General features: G+C 49.1%; 15 protein-coding genes and 2 riboswitches. Of the genes, 2 read left to right on the forward strand and 13 right to left on the reverse strand.

Annotated features, from left to right (window positions below; all coding sequences use genetic code 11):
- Genes cpaB through JHL22_RS05545 form a run of 5 tightly spaced genes read right to left on the reverse strand, consistent with a single transcriptional unit; the run spans position 1 to position 4,011 of the window.
- On the reverse strand, positions 1 to 981 hold the full coding sequence (cpaB, locus tag JHL22_RS05525) for a Flp pilus assembly protein CpaB (RefSeq protein ID WP_200234767.1): 981 nt from the start codon (positions 979 to 981) through the stop codon (positions 1 to 3).
- Positions 978 to 1,685, reverse strand: a complete 708-nt coding sequence (locus JHL22_RS05530) for a hypothetical protein (RefSeq protein WP_200234769.1) — start codon at positions 1,683 to 1,685, stop codon at positions 978 to 980. Before JHL22_RS05530 ends, cpaB begins: the two co-directional genes overlap by 4 nt.
- 3 nt (positions 1,686 to 1,688) lie before the next feature.
- A complete protein-coding gene (locus JHL22_RS05535) occupies positions 1,689 to 2,420 on the reverse strand; it encodes a pilus assembly protein (RefSeq protein WP_200234771.1) in 732 nt (243 codons plus the stop codon).
- Positions 2,417 to 3,742 carry a hypothetical protein gene (locus JHL22_RS05540; RefSeq protein ID WP_200234773.1) on the reverse strand — a complete coding sequence of 442 codons (1,326 nt, stop codon included), beginning with the start codon at positions 3,740 to 3,742 and terminating at the stop codon, positions 2,417 to 2,419. The genes JHL22_RS05535 and JHL22_RS05540 overlap by 4 nt, the downstream gene beginning before the upstream one ends.
- The gene (locus JHL22_RS05545) at positions 3,742 to 4,011 is read right to left on the reverse strand and encodes a Flp family type IVb pilin (protein ID WP_200234783.1); all 270 of its coding nucleotides are present in this window, start codon (positions 4,009 to 4,011) and stop codon (positions 3,742 to 3,744) included. Before JHL22_RS05545 ends, JHL22_RS05540 begins: the two co-directional genes overlap by 1 nt.
- A gap of 173 nt (positions 4,012 to 4,184) precedes the next feature.
- On the opposite strand from JHL22_RS05545, the gene JHL22_RS05550 reads away from it, so the two are divergent.
- Positions 4,185 to 4,961: an IclR family transcriptional regulator gene (locus tag JHL22_RS05550; RefSeq protein ID WP_200234784.1), complete on the forward strand. Its 777-nt coding sequence runs from the start codon at positions 4,185 to 4,187 to the stop codon at positions 4,959 to 4,961.
- 92 nt (positions 4,962 to 5,053) lie between these two features.
- On the opposite strand, the gene JHL22_RS05555 is transcribed toward JHL22_RS05550, so the two are convergent.
- The 4 genes from JHL22_RS05555 to JHL22_RS05570 are packed head-to-tail and all read right to left on the reverse strand — an operon-like array spanning position 5,054 to position 8,819.
- Positions 5,054 to 6,220, reverse strand: a complete 1,167-nt coding sequence (locus JHL22_RS05555; protein ID WP_200234786.1) for an acyl-CoA dehydrogenase family protein — start codon at positions 6,218 to 6,220, stop codon at positions 5,054 to 5,056.
- Positions 6,217 to 7,434 (reverse strand): CaiB/BaiF CoA transferase family protein, encoded by a 1,218-nt coding sequence (locus JHL22_RS05560; RefSeq protein ID WP_200234788.1) that lies wholly within the window; start codon positions 7,432 to 7,434, stop codon positions 6,217 to 6,219. Before JHL22_RS05560 ends, JHL22_RS05555 begins: the two co-directional genes overlap by 4 nt.
- A gap of 1 nt (position 7,435) precedes the next feature.
- Complete coding sequence (locus tag JHL22_RS05565; protein WP_200234869.1) at positions 7,436 to 8,386, reverse strand: Bug family tripartite tricarboxylate transporter substrate binding protein; 951 nt, start codon at positions 8,384 to 8,386, stop codon at positions 7,436 to 7,438.
- A 58-nt stretch (positions 8,387 to 8,444) separates the two neighbouring features.
- Positions 8,445 to 8,819, reverse strand: coding sequence for a cupin domain-containing protein (locus JHL22_RS05570; RefSeq protein ID WP_200234790.1), 375 nt, complete (start codon positions 8,817 to 8,819; stop codon positions 8,445 to 8,447).
- Positions 8,820 to 9,131: 312 nt separating this feature from the next.
- On the opposite strand from JHL22_RS05570, the gene JHL22_RS05575 reads away from it, so the two are divergent.
- Positions 9,132 to 10,376, forward strand: coding sequence for an MFS transporter (locus JHL22_RS05575; RefSeq protein WP_329610639.1), 1,245 nt, complete (start codon positions 9,132 to 9,134; stop codon positions 10,374 to 10,376).
- Position 10,377: 1 nt separating this feature from the next.
- Here the strand turns inward: JHL22_RS05575 and paeA are convergent, their stop codons facing one another.
- The 4 genes from paeA to JHL22_RS05595 all read right to left on the reverse strand — a co-directional run bounded on the left by paeA (position 10,378) and on the right by JHL22_RS05595 (position 14,721).
- Positions 10,378 to 11,703 (reverse strand): polyamine export protein PaeA, encoded by a 1,326-nt coding sequence (gene paeA / locus JHL22_RS05580; RefSeq protein ID WP_200234793.1) that lies wholly within the window; start codon positions 11,701 to 11,703, stop codon positions 10,378 to 10,380.
- A gap of 192 nt (positions 11,704 to 11,895) precedes the next feature.
- Positions 11,896 to 12,513 (reverse strand): trimeric intracellular cation channel family protein, encoded by a 618-nt coding sequence (locus tag JHL22_RS05585; RefSeq protein ID WP_200234795.1) that lies wholly within the window; start codon positions 12,511 to 12,513, stop codon positions 11,896 to 11,898.
- A 25-nt stretch (positions 12,514 to 12,538) separates the two neighbouring features.
- Positions 12,539 to 12,637, reverse strand: a riboswitch (glycine riboswitch).
- A gap of 39 nt (positions 12,638 to 12,676) precedes the next feature.
- Positions 12,677 to 12,773, reverse strand: a riboswitch (glycine riboswitch).
- 192 nt (positions 12,774 to 12,965) lie between these two features.
- Positions 12,966 to 14,360, reverse strand: coding sequence for a type II toxin-antitoxin system HipA family toxin (locus JHL22_RS05590; RefSeq protein ID WP_200234797.1), 1,395 nt, complete (start codon positions 14,358 to 14,360; stop codon positions 12,966 to 12,968).
- Positions 14,350 to 14,721 (reverse strand): helix-turn-helix domain-containing protein, encoded by a 372-nt coding sequence (locus JHL22_RS05595; RefSeq protein WP_200234799.1) that lies wholly within the window; start codon positions 14,719 to 14,721, stop codon positions 14,350 to 14,352. Before JHL22_RS05595 ends, JHL22_RS05590 begins: the two co-directional genes overlap by 11 nt.
- Between the last annotated feature and the right edge of the window lie 134 nt (positions 14,722 to 14,855).

Consider the following 14,855-nt stretch of genomic DNA (forward strand, 5'->3'; position numbering starts at 1 on the left):
TTACTGCTCAACCATTAAATCTGTCTGCATTTCAGTTGCCGTTTCTATTGATTTGGGCAAAGAGTTTATCCAGGCGCTGACAATATCCTCCTGAACAGGCAACTCAAACACGCCACGCTCATCGCGCTTGCCGGCCGTTTCCGGGTTGGGTGCAAGCGCCAGGCCGGGCAATTTTCTAAGTGCATCATCACCATAAATAACGGCCGGTTTTTTCCTGACGGGCGGCGGTGGTGTCGCAATGCCCAAAATACTGGCCAGATCTCCCCGGACTGCTTTGTGGGTTGCCTTATCGTCTTCGGGATTCCTTAACAGGGCTGTAATCATGCCTGCCTGGCGGGCCGCCACCAGCTTGGCCGCCTCTTCGGGAGCCGTATCCAGCGTAACGGTTGAATAACTTTGCTCCAGGCCGCTTTCTTCCAGCCCTTCGGCATAACCGTTTTTGCTTTGCCGGCCGGTTGCCATCACCAGGACCCCTTGCAACAGGGGCGCCGTAATTTTCCGCCGTCGATACTCGAATGACACGTAAAGATCAATCAGATCACCAGGCACCAACATGCCCGATACCGAGTTAATGGCATCTACCGGAATAGTGACGGCCCGTCTTCCGGGATTGATTTTGGTGGAAAACGGTGCGTTTTTGGCTTTGGCCACATTAGCCCACAAGACAGGATCTCCTACTTTAAGAGCCGTGGTAATTACCTGCCCCTCTATTTGAATAAACGCGTCAGGTGCCAGGCTACCGCTAACCACCCATGACTCGGGTATGTCCCGCACCGCCACATGGACCGCTTCAATCCGGGTGCCTTCAGGCAAGTCATAAGCCGCCACCACTCTTTGAACCGTCTTAACCCGGGCCTGTTGTTCTATTTGCTTGATGGTGTCCTGAATATATTCCCGTGCAGCCCATGCCGCAAACAGGCCCGCCAGGATAGCCACCCCTACCATCAAAACCGTTTTATCCAGCCATTTACGCTTTTTCATTTTTCTGCCTGTTTCATTTTTTTCATCAGATAAACGCCTGCCCCTGTCTCTGTTTCATGTACAAAGACATAAAGCGATTCATTGCCTTTATGCCAAAAACCCCGGCCCGGAAAAACCTCGTTGCCGGGCACCCATTCCCGGGCCAACAGGCGGGCATTGATGTCATCTTGTGTTTGCCGGACGCTTTGCTTGAGCAGGTAAAGTTGTTGCAACACCATTTCCCGGCCTGGCAATTCAATATCCATCAATAATTGCGCACCCACCGGTATCCACGGCAAAAATCTTGCGACCATCTGTTCATTGAATACAGACTGGCTTAAAGCCGCCGATTGATTATTTTCAATAACGCTTAATTCACCCCTGAAACTGGTTTCAGAGGTGGCAACAAGATGCAGCAAAACATGCGCATTGCTTAAGCCAGCATGCAAAAACATATGCCCGTCCAGCACATCGGCGTAATTAAAAACTGTCTGTCCGTCTTGAACCCGCTGCATTAAACTGTCCAGTGGCTGTTCCCGGGTAAAAACAATGCTAAGTGCCGGTTGGCCAAACAGCTTCATTTCCTGTGCAAGGTCAAACTGCGGCACCTTTAATGAAGCCAAGATACGGCTGGAAACCTGCTGCAGGCCTTCTTTGGCACAAACCGGCATGGCTAATGCCATGGCAACCACTAATACCAGTATCCGTTTTATTTTCCTGGCCATTTATTACTCCAGATGATGGGCTGGCAAGGTGCCTTGCCATGGTTGCAGCCAGTCAAAAACAGGCTGTGGCCGATTCCACGGAGCATCTACACTTTCCGAGTAGGACTGGATTTTCTGACCGCTTTCATAGGACAGGCTGGCCGCATTTTGCCAGCCCTCACGGCTACGTGCAGTATGCGTATGAGCGGTCTGGTCACTGGCGGCATGACCGGCACCGGTCAGAATGCTGGTATGACGCCTGATGGAAAGCGAAAAGTGATCAAAAAAATCCAGCCCCAAATTAAGCGCAACCTGTGAATTGGCTTGCTGGCGTGCCGCGGCAAACACGGGTGTCACACTTAACGACAGCCGGGCCATGCCCGGGTCTTCAATTTGCCAGCCCTTGCGCAGCAAAGCGGCCTGCTCATGATTCGTGCCCGGCTGCATAATGGCATCCAGCTTTTCGTTACGGTCTACAGTCACGTCAATAGCATCAGAATTCAGTAATAAATTCCCCCGCCGGTCACGCCAATTCTTTTCTGGGCCCAGCAAAAAACGGGTTTCCAGTTCCGCCTTGTTAATATCGGGAATTTCCCGCCCCAGCTGAAAAGCACCATAATGGCTGGCATGCGAAGCCTGCAAACCCATGTCCAGCAAGCGGCCCAACCAGCCAATGGCCACAAAGAACAATATCAACACCAGCATAAGTACCAAACCTTCGGCCAATGCCTGGCCACTTTGCCCTTTCCGTTTCATTCAAACACCTTTTTCCCTGCTTCCACCAAGCGTGCCTGCCAGAACGGATGCCAGAAATTGGCTTTTTCAACGCGTTTGTCTGCCCGTACTTGTGGCCGCTCAAAAAAAGTTTGGGCGCGGCTGTGAACGGTAAAATCATGTCCCCAGGCATTTTTGCGGGTTAAGGAAAGCGTAAATTCCACCGAAGACTGCTTGCGGGCATTGGCAATATCGACATAATTGGCCAGCCCGCCTCCTTCCCAGCGCTGGCGCTCTGCCACGGCACGGGAATTGGCCAGAGGATTGTGATTTCCACCAAAAATATTCCATTGAGTAGCTTTTTTTACCCAGCGCCAGAAATCAATCCCGGAGAAATTATCAGGTGGCGATTCCGTATGGGGCAAGTCCATAGCCATGCTGTTTGCATTGCCGGGCACCCAGCCCCAGCCCATGGGATACTCCCTGAAATAACAGCCAATCCAGCGGTTGGAACGCAAGGCATGGTATGACTGTGTGTCAATCGATTGCCAGTTACCTTTCTCATCCAGGTCGGTTTGCCCCTTTCGCCTTAGTTCATGACGCTTAGAGGGGCATTGTTTATTGACCATCCAAAAGTTTTTGTGCACATGATTGCGCTCATCAAGAAAACGGTACACACCGGCTACCTGCCCAATGAATGAACGGTAATTGCCGGTAGGTTGATAGACTGCAGAAAACCCTTGCAAATTGTCATGGTGAATGTCCCAGGACAACGCCTTGCGAATTTGCGGCTCGGGATAGTTGGCCAGTATCACTTTTTCAATAGCCCGGTTACGCGCGGACTCCAGCGTTTTATCAATCGCCAGGCTGGCTGCCTGCAAAACTTTGTGCACGGCCTTGTCGTGCGCCTCAAAAGCCTGAAACAATTCATTACCCGGATTGGCAATAGTGGCAATGGCCTGGGCCTTGCGGGCTGATTGATACCCCTGCATATGCCCACTGCCAAACATCATGCCAATTAAATAGGCCGGTGGGTTTCCGACACTGACCTGCTGCCCTTGCGTGGCACTGAATTTTGCCCAGGAACCCAGGGTGACCAAATGCGCCATGGCCATTTGATGACCGGTTTGGGCAATATTGATATATGCCTGCATGTTTAAGGCACGGGCCTGAATAAGGGCACCAGAATACGCGGCGGCATCAACCGTATTAAGCTGGCGTGCCTTTACACTCACCAGCCGGCTGGTGCTGAACAGGGCATTCATGGCCAGGCCAATCACACCCAATAGCAGTATCCCCAGCACAAGCGCCTGGCCTTGCTGCCTTCGTAATTGCCTTGCTGCATGACTGGGGAATATTGCCATTATTGCCCGCCCGAACCTGCGTTGCCGGTAAAGCTTTTGAGGGACTTGGCGGTGGTTTGTGCTGAAGCGGCTTGCGCGGCATTTTGTGCCGAAGCGGAATATTCGGTACCATCTTCACCAGCCAGTTCACTGGCCATGGCCGCGGTTTGCGAGCGTATGACCTGGCCAAACAATTGGTACACAGCAATGGCCGAAATAGCGACCAGGGCAACGATAATAATATATTCGGTCATGCCTTGTCCGCGCTGCCTGAAACTGGCTTTTTTCATGGGGGGTTCTCCTTATAAATAGCAACAGGCATAGTTTGCTACCACCCACACGAATCAACAATTCGCAAAACCCGAAATAGCTAAAAGCATCATGGACAAACAGGCCCATTTTGCAAATGGCCGCTCAGCCCCTATAATTTGCTTTAAGCATTTCAACCGTTACCCCACCAACCATGACAAACCCACTCACAACACGCAAAGCCCCCAAAGAAACCAATGTCAAAACGGCCTTGCGGGTTATTGAAATTATTGAAATTTATGCCAAGGAATGTCGGCCCCTGGCCCTGTCAGAATTGGCCAAGCTGTTAAACGCCCCCATGTCCAGCTGCCTGGCACTTATCAGGACCCTGGTAAGCCTGGGTTATCTTTACGAAACCAACCGCCGTGCGGGTTATTACCCTACCGGACGCCTGCTGGCCATGGCCCAGAAAATATCCGCCGCCGACCCGGTGCTGGAACGCATCTACCCCAGCCTTGAAGAATTGCGCAACATTACCAATGAAACCGTGGTTATCGGTAAGCTAAACAGCAATCACAAAGTGCTTTATCTGGAAGTGCTTCCTTCCCTTAATCCGATTCATTACGTGGCCATCGCCGGAGAACAAAAGGAAATTAATGCCAACTCTTTAGGCAAAGCCCTGTTTTCCACCCTGAACGACAATGACAAAGAGGACGTATTAGCCAGCATCCCGTTTCATGCCTTCAATAAAAAAACCCTTTCAGGCAAAGCTGCCTTTATACAGGATATAAAGGCCTCACTTGAACGGGGATGGTTTGCCAACTTTGGCGAATCCATGCCCGATGTGGGCGCGCTGGCCTGGCCGGTCGCGCTTTCTGGCAGCCACTATGCCATTTCCATTGCCGGCCCTCTGTACCGGATTCAGGCAAATTTAGAAGACTTTGCCCAGAAACTGCGCGTCATTAGTACTTTTATTGAAAATTCCGCCTGAACAACCCTGTGCTTTATCTGCAACACTCAAAAAAAGCCCGGATAACATGTTATCCGGGCCCCATGCAAAACAGGAATTATTTTCAATATTAATTAATAGGACTTGGGCAAACCCAGGACCTTTTCGGCAATAAAACACATAATCAGCTGTGGACTGACTGGCGCAATGCGGGGAATGAAGCTTTCACGCAAATAACGCTCTACATGGTATTCCTTGGCATAGCCCATGCCGCCCAGGGTTTGTATGGCGGTTTGGCAGGCATTAAAAGCCGCTTCTGCCGCCAGATATTTAGCCGTATTGGCAAATTCGCCACAAGGCTTGTTATTGTCGTACAGGCTGGCTGCCTTACTAACCATTAAATCAGCGGCTTCCAGCTGCATCCAGGCCTGCGCCAGCGGATGCTGGATTCCCTGATTGCTGCCAATGGCCCGACCAAACACCACCCGTTCTTTGGCATACTGGGTGGCCTTCTGCAAGGCAACCTGCCCTAATCCCACTGCTTCGGATGCAATCAAAATCCGTTCCGGATTCAGGCCGTGCAATATATACTCAAAACCCCGCCCTTCTTCGCCCACCCGGTCTTCTTCGGGAATTTCCAGCCCGTCAAAAAACAGCATGTTTGAATCTACCGCCTTGCGTCCCATTTTTTCAATTTCCCGCACTTCAACATAATCACGGTTCAGATCGGTATAAAACAGGGACAGGCCCTGGGTAGGCTTGCTGACTTCTTCAAGCGGTGTGGTACGTGCCAGCAACAGCATTTTGTCTGCTACCTGCGCGGTTGAAATCCAGATTTTACGGCCATGAACAATATATTTATTGCCCTGTTTAACGGCTCTGGTTTTAAGCTTGGTCGTGTCCAGCCCGGCATCCGGTTCGGTAACGGCAAAGCAGGCTTTTTGCTTGCCCTGGATAAGGGGTGGCAAGGCACGTTGTTTTAAATCTTCTGAACCAAACACCACCACCGGGTTCAGGCCAAAAATATTCATATGCACCGCCGATGCACCGGTAAACCCGGCACCCGAGCGGGAAATGGTTTTCATCAATAAAGCCGCTTCGGTCATGCCCAAGCCAGCGCCACCGTATTCTTCAGGCATGGCAATGCCCAGCCAGCCCGCTTCGGCCAGTGTCTTGTAAAACGCTTCGGGGTATTCACCATCAGCATCCCTGGCATGCCAGTAATCATCATCAAAATCGTCACACAAGGTTTGTACTGCTTCCACCAGCATCTGCTGGTCATTGTTCAACTCAAAATTCATGGTTTGCTTCTTCCCGTATTATTTGTCAAAGAATCAATCATTGACTGATCCAGATCCGTTTCTTGTAAGATCTCTTCAGTATGCTCACCAAGATTGGGAGCATGACGATATATTTTTAAAGGGGTTGCGGAATATTTGCCCAACGTGCCCGGGGTACGAATCCGTCCCTCGGTGGGATGATCCATTTCCACGACCTGGTTAACCGCTTTGATATGCGGGTCTTCCATCAAGTCTTCCACACTGTATAAAGGGGCCGCCGGAATATCCGCCCGGGCAAAACAATCCAACCAATATTCGCTGTTTTTTTCAGCCAGTATCTGCGCCACAAAACTGTAGACCTCGGCAATATTGTCAGCACGCACCGAATGACTGGAAAAGATGGAGCCCTCTACCAAATCCTCCCGGCCAATCAGAAGCAGGAAGTTTTTCCAGTGTTTATCGTTATAAATCAATACACTAATATGGCCATTGGCAGTTTTATAAGGTTTGCGATGCGTGGCCAGCAAACGGGCATAACCCATCTCCCCTTTCTCGGGCACGAACGTTTTCCCACCCAGGTGATCCCCCAGCACAAACTGGCTCATCCCCTCAAACATGGGAATTTCGATAGACTGGCCTTTACCCGAAGCCCGACTTTGAATGACGCCGGCCAGGCAGGCAATAGCGGCCTGCAAGCCGATGGTCCGGTCCGCCAGTGTTAAGGGCGCATAACGGGGCTCATCACCCGAATTTTTTTCATATAAAACCGGGATACCCGTCATACCCTGGATCAGGTCATCATAGGCAGGTTTTCCACCATAGGGACCATCCATCCCAAAACCATAGGCACCGGCATAAACAATGGCAGGATTAACCGCGGATACGTCTTCATAAGACAGCCCAAGCCGGGCCATCGCCTGCGGGCGCACATTGTACAAAAACACATCAGCGGTTTTGGCCAGGGCCAGACAGGCCTGTCTGCCCTGCTCGGTTTTCAGGTCCAGCACAATGGAACGCTTGTTACGGTTCAGGTGTAAATACAGCGCCCCCATATCGTCATTAACCATTGGGCCAACCTTACGCATGTTGTCACCGCACGGTGGTTCCACCTTGATCACATCTGCCCCCAGATCAGCCAGCATCTGGGTAGCAAACGGCCCCATCACCACCGAGCTTAAATCAATAACCCTGATTCCACTTAATGGACCCGGGTTTGGTTCATCATGATTAACCATATTAATTTTTCTCTATGCCAGCGGCCTTAATTAAATCTCCCCACAACACATATTGCTGCTTCACAAAATCGGCAAATTCCTGCTGTGTACCACTAAATGCATCAAAGCCAAGATTGGCCAGTTTTTGCCTGACCTCTTCATTTTCAACAATTTCATTAATGGTTTTATTTAGGGTATTGACGACCTCATCCGGTAAGCCGGCCGGTCCAAGAAAGCCATTCCAGGAATTAATATCAAAATTATTAATTCCTGCGGCTTCCATGGAAGGCAAATCCGGCAACAATACACTGGGTTTGGCGGTAGATACAGCCAGTGCCTTGACTTTATTGGATTTAACAAAAGGAATGCCTGAAGCCAGATCAGTAAACATAAAATCAACCTGCCCGCCAATCAAGTCGGTGATTGCCTGGGGTGTGCCCTTATAAGGCACATGCAAAACATCAATTTCTGCTGTATTGCCCAAGGTTGCCCCTGCCACAATCCCGGTACTGTTTCCAGAGGCATAACTTAATTTGCCAGGGTTGGCCTTGGCATAATCAACCAGGTCGGTGACGGATTTAAAAGGTTTGCTGGCATTGGTAATCAGGATAAACGGTAAATTGCCACCGCGAGCAACAGGCGTAAAGTCTTTTACAACGTCATAAGATACATTCTTCATTAGCCAAGGTGCGGCAGATAAAGGAGTATTGGTTGAAATCAGCAGCGTGTAGCCATCGGGTCTGGACTTGGCAACCTGCTGTGCTGCAATGGTTGCATTAGCACCGGGTTTATTTTCAACAATTACCGGCTGCCCCAAACGGGATGACATTTCAGAAGCAAAAATACGTCCGACGGCATCTGTGCCGGAACCAGCCGGGAATGGCACGACCAGTGTAATCGCCTGTTCCGGATACGCAGCCAATACGCTGCTGCTTAAAAGACTCATAACCAGAACGGTCATTTTTTTCTTCATACCTGTTATAAACATTTTGTCTCCTTTGACTTTTAATTTGGTTTTATCCAGCCATTGCCTAACGAATGACTCTTTCCGGTTTTTCTTCGTAGGGGGGTGAGTAAATAATAAGAACTCTGGCAGGCTCTTCGCTTGTGACGGTAAAAATGTGTTTTTTATAAGGAGGGAAATAACAGCAATTACCTGGCTCCAGCTTCCCTTTTTCTCCATCCATTTCCACATCGGCACTGCCAGAAAGTAGATAACATACCTGCTCAAGCTCAGGATGAGCATGCGGTAATGCACCCTGGTTTTTTTCTATCGTCCCGATCAGGACTTCCATATGCTTTGCGCCAACTGTTTCCTGACTGATTAGTCTTTTGTTGACGGTACCCGTATGGTTGGCCGGGCTATACCCTTCAATTTCGTTTTCTTTAACAATCCATTTATGCATAAATACCCTCTATTATTAAATTCCTGCATGTGAATTAATTTTCACACACATAAATTATTTTGTATTTAAGGGTAATTACTAAAATTGGTATCAAAGCAAAAACATTAATTTACAAACGGAGAGATAAGCGATTTAGCTAATTACTAAAATTATGTTGAAAACCGAAAAACCACCACCATTACCAGTATCAGGTACATTCAATACCAGTATAAGAAATGGTCTTGTTCAGTATTCCTGTTTCCCAGCATAATAAATACCGCTTCAAGCGAACAAAGCCATAGCAACCCGTTCATTCATAAAAAAGGCATTAAAGTGCAAACAATCCAAGAAGAAGAAACCCAGGAAGAACATTGGAAACGCAACCTGTACGTGTGCGTATTCGGTTCATTTACAACGCTCATGGCCATGACGCTGGTGCTGCCATTTCTGCCCATCTACATTGAACAACTGGGAGAAACCGACCCCGAGGCCATTATTCGCTGGTCGGGTTATGCTTTTAGCGCCACCTTCCTGACCGCCGGCCTGATGGCCCCTGTCTGGGGGAAATTTGCCGACCATTTTGGCCGCAAGCCGATTCTGATCCGTGCCAGCCTGGGGATGGCCTTTTGCATTGCCTTAATGGGTATGGTGGGCAATGTGCAGGAGCTGTTTGGCCTGCGTCTGTTGATTGGCATTTTAGGGGGTTATGCCTCGGGCGCCACGATTCTGGTGGCCACCCAAACCCCCAAAGCACATACCGGCTGGGCTGTAGGCACCCATGCTGCCGGCATGTTGGCGGGAAACCTGCTGGGCCCATTGGTGGGTGGGTTGCTACCTGCTTATATTGGCATTAGAAATACTTTTTTTCTGGCAGCCGGCGTTATCTTCATTGCCTTTCTGGCAACGGCTTTTTTAATTAAAGAGACCCGTTTCAAACGCAAGGCGGGCGCCAGCCAAACCATGAAAAAAACCGATGGTTTCTGGCAAAACGCCCCCAGTCGCAACCTGGTACTGTTAATGCTTGGCTGTGCCTCTTTGTTAATGTTTGCCAATTACTCGGTTGAACCCATCATCACCTTGTATATGGCCAACCTTCACACCCTGACGGAAAACATTCCGCTGCTGGCGGGCATTGCCATTTCAGTCACTGCCTTTGGCAGCCTGCTGGGATCGGCCAGAATTGGCCGACTGGGAGATCAGAAAGGTCATCTTTGCGTGCTGGTTGCCTGTTTTTTGTTTACCGCCCTGACCCTGCTTTTACAGGCCTTTGCCTGGGCTGACTGGCAATTTATTGTATTACGGTTTTTAATGGGTATTGGTTTAAGCGGCCTGATGCCGGCCATTACTGCCCTGATCCGGCATAACGTATCGGGCCATATTGCCGGCACCGTATTAGGTTATTCAACCTCTGCCCAATATCTTGGCATGGTATTGGGCCCACTTGCCGGCGGCATGGTGGCCAACCTGTATGGAATGAATGCCGTGTTTGTCATGACAGCAGGCATTATGGCAACAGCGGCCTTGCTGATCGCCATCACCAGAAAGCGGCAGCGCAACGCAGCCATACCTTTAATTTAATTCAGTCAACCGTTAAGTTTTGCTTTTCTTCATCATGCCGGGTAACCAGCACCTGGTCTATCCGGTAGTTGTCAATATCCACCACTTCGAACTTGTAGCCTTCATACAAGACGAAGTCGGTGGGGCGTGGCACTTTACGCAGCTTGTACATGATGAACCCGGCCATGGTTTCGTAATTATTCTCAAAACCCTCAAACTCCTTAATGGTAAGGGCGGCCATCACTTCCTCGATGGGGGTCATGCCGTCTACCAGCCAGGAATGGTCATCGCGTTTTACGATCCACTCTTCCTGCAGGGAACCCACCAAATCCCCCATCACGGTATTCATGACGTCTTGCAGGCTTAGCAGGCCCACCACGAGTGCATATTCATTCACCACCAGGCTAAAGTCTTCTTTGGCCGCCCGAAACTGCTCAAGTGCCTCGAACAGGGTCAGGGTATCGGGCAGTACCAGCACCTTGCGAACAATGGGTGCGGTTCTAAGCGATAAATCCTTGCCTTGCAAGATACGGGGCAAAATATCCTTGGAGTCTACATAACCAATGACATGGTCTAGCGTATCCTGGCATACCGGAAATTTGCCATGCGGAAATTCGGCAATTTTCTGGCGGATGTCTTCTTCTGTTTCATTCAGGGAAAGATACACAATGCTTTCACGCGGCGTCATGGCCGAAGGCACAATGCGCGAATCCATTTCAAACACGTTGCGAATCATGTATTGTTCCTGCAGCAAGACCCCACCGCCTTGCGCACCGGCTTCGGCCAGGGCCACAATATCATCGCGGGTAATTTCTTCTTCGCGCACTTGCGGCACCCTCATGAGACGAAGAATGAGATTGGCCATACTGCTGAACAGCCATACCAGGGGCGCAAACACCAACATGCAAAACTTCATGGGTTTGACCACCGCCATGGCCTGTTTTTCGGGCTGGGCCATGGCAAGGCGCTTGGGAATCAGGTCTGAAAACATCACAAACGAGGCCGTGACCAGCAAAAAGGACAGCAAAAAAGACAAGGTACCCAGCATGGGGCCGCTATAAATAACCGAAATAAGATTGGCCACATAAGGCGACAAGGCGCTTTCACCCACAATACCCGCCATAATCGCCACGGCATTTTGCCCAATCTGGATCACGGTAAAAAAATTGCCGGGGTTTTCCTGCAAGGCCAGTACCTCTTGCGCTTTGGCAATACCGTCGTTGGCTAAAAGGCGAAGTTTGATTTTGCGCGAGGCGGCCAGGGAAATTTCCGAAATGGAAAAGAAACCACTGATAATAATCAGCAGCAAAAGAAAAAGCACGTGCGTGAGCAAATCACCAGCCGACATAAAAAACCACGAAAGATTTATAACCCTGTGATTTTGTACCATTTGGCAGGAAATGGCAATGAATAACGGCCTATTTCAGGCATGATGTACCCGATCACTAGGCCGTTATATGTCCAGCCAGAACTAACCATTGAAAAGATAAAGGGCTGCTGGACACAAACTGTTAACTTTCAATCCTGCTGGACAGTCCGGTTAGCTCCAGCGCCCTGGCGCATAGGTAAACACCGGCAAAGTCCAGCGCCAGCGAATGGCCGCCAGGCGCAATGTAAGGCCAAAACCGAATGAAGCCAGTAAATTGATGTCATGGCTAACCCCCCAGTGCCGCAGGCATAAATACAAAATGGCAACCAGCAGTGAAACACTGGCATACAGTTCTTTTCGCAGTACCATGGGGGTGCGGTTACATAACAAATCTCGCAATATGCCCCCAAAAATACCGGTGGTAATGCCCGCCATAATAACAACAGTAGTGCTATATTCCAGCTTCAGGGCCACATTGCAGCCAATAACGGTAAAGGCAATTAATCCCATTGCGTCAAGCACCAGAAAGATGGAATGCAGGCGATGCATGTAACGGGCAACGACCATGGTAAACAGGCCGGCAAGAATCGTGATATGGATATACATGGGGTGCTGGGTCCAGGTAACCGGGTAATTGCCCAGCAACATGTCACGTACCGTGCCGCCGCCCAAAGCGGTAATGAAGGCCACAAAAGCCACGCCAAACATGTCCATATTGCGCCGGCCTGCGGCAAGCGCTCCCGACATGGCTTCAGCGGTAATGGCAATAATATAAATATAGAGAAGCAATTTTGAATCCTGGTTGTTTTATGCTGCCTCTCCCCCTGTCCTTTTACCTGAGAGTTTACGCAGTGATACAAACTGCTTGCCCCTTCGGTGGGTTGCCCGGCAACCGCTCTCCAGCTGGCGTGACGGCTGCGCACTATCCTGGTTAAGGAACAGCCGCTTCCGAATACGATTCGCAGTAATGATGCCTGAGCGATTATGGGAGTTTGCGCCTTCGGCGGGAGCCACGCATTATGCCTGCCCCTCTCTCCTGCGAAGCCAGAGATTATACTGCAAGTAAACGATAATTGGTGAAGTTGTTGGGGTTTACATTGGCTTGTGTTTCTATGGGTGTTCCCACGCGGGAGTGAACTGCCCCCAAAAAGTTGGACACTGCGGCCCAGGACTTGGATTTAGCCGCTGGCCGGGGCAGTTATGAGCGGACCACAGTGATAAAACCGCTCATGTGATTATCATTAATGATTACGAATTTCTTTGCTTAACTCTGCACTGGCTAAATCTTCCAGCTTTCTAAAAGCACCTTTTAAATAATCCATATCCAGCTCGGAAGCGTTTAAATTTTCAAAGTATGGCATCCATTCACGCATAAACAACCAAATCGTCTGAATGGCTTTTACGGCTTCTTTACGGCAGCTATAAAAAGCAGGCCAGCGAGACAAAGCATTATCCAGCGTAGCAACTCGGCCATACTCTCCAATTTCAAGGTGTAGATAACGTTCCTGGGCTATTACATTCATAGGTAATACATCATATAAAGGACTTAATCGCCATCCTTTGGCTGCCACATCGTAAATAAAAGCATGATTCCGCAAATGGTCATCATTATTATTGGCAAAAATATTAAAAACCATTCGCTTGAATATTTCTTTAACATCCCTGGCTACAAACGATATTGCGCCATGTGCCCGAATTGCCTGAGAGATGGCATCATATGAGCTTGCTCTTGCTTCATGCTCGCTAAGCCCCATTAATGTCAGGGCAGAACAAAATGGTATTCGCCCTTCCTCCAGAACAATGTTCGATGATAAATGATCAGGATCCCTATTCCAGCTTTCTTCTCCGGCCTCTAATATGAAACCAGGTTTTGCCCAATAACGGTCAAAACGTCGAATAAGCAAAACCCGTTTATCACCAACCTCTTGAATTTTAATAGGAGGCACCCGTAAGCCAATGGCCCGAGCCAGCTCCAATGTGCCACCTTCAAGTACAGCATTACATGCCCTGTCTCCTTTTGAAGGAAATTTAGCTAACCATAAAATCCCATTTTCATCCCTAACGGTTGCTTTTGGCCTTGCCCCACCTGCAGAACCCAAACCATTGAAGTATTGAAACAAATGCTCGGGCACTGGCTCATTATTTTCTATTTTGTCAGCGACCTCAAGCAATCTGTTTAACTCAACCTCTTGGTTTAATGGTGTATTTTCAGTATCTTGTAATGTTTTTCGTACATCTAAAGCACCCACCCGATCGCTACCGGCTTCCAGTAAGTAAGCAATTTCTGGAAGGACGCCTGTTCTTACATTAAGCTTGTTTTCAATAACCCGGCGCCCCCAGGCATCTGGCGCAGCATCACGAATACCCCCAAATTCCATCAGATCTGGTAAAACATGTCTTTTTATCCCCCCCGTTTCATTTATTAACGGTAGCGCCCGGGGATCTACTTCAATTGCATTTTTGCGTTCAATATACCTTTTGCCGTAGGTAAATGTGGGCGGTGTGTCAGCATTCAGGTTTTCTAGCATTCCGGCAGGAACGAAGCCATTTGTTTTTCCATTTAATCCGCCAGCAATATGCGCAAAAACAGCCGCTTCTTTTGGAGGGTGAAAATAAGGGTGACGTTTAGAAGTCATATTTATCACTTGGAGCCGATTGATTGCTTAAAGAAGAGGGGAGCGCAGTACGAGGCTTATGGACTCGTTGCGGAATATTGTTTGCGTTCATGTTTTTGATTGCTTCAACATTTTCCTGCAGCAAGTCCAAAAGGCTGGTTTGGGGGGAAATAGCGTCTAAATAACGCAGTATTTGCGTAAGCGTGCGACGTTCGTCTCCGGCTTCTATCAGTACAGCAGTTGAGCGGGATAAACCGGAGCGGATGGCAGCTTCTTTTTGAGTCATGCCAACCGCCTTGCGTAAAACCTGCAGTTGTTGCCCTAAGCGGGACGCTTCATCAAGCCTTGCTGTAGAGGTCCGGGGAATTTCGTTATATTTCATGGTGGAATGCCCAAAAGGTGTTTGGGGATTATAAGGTTTTTCTGTTCTTATTATATCAATTGTTTGTATAAAAAGACTGTAATATCAGTCCTTATATTATTTAAGGACTGATATTACAGTCTTTTTATATTTTA

Source organism: Advenella mandrilli (genome assembly GCF_016595155.1).
Classification (GTDB): domain Bacteria; phylum Pseudomonadota; class Gammaproteobacteria; order Burkholderiales; family Burkholderiaceae_B; genus Advenella; species Advenella mandrilli.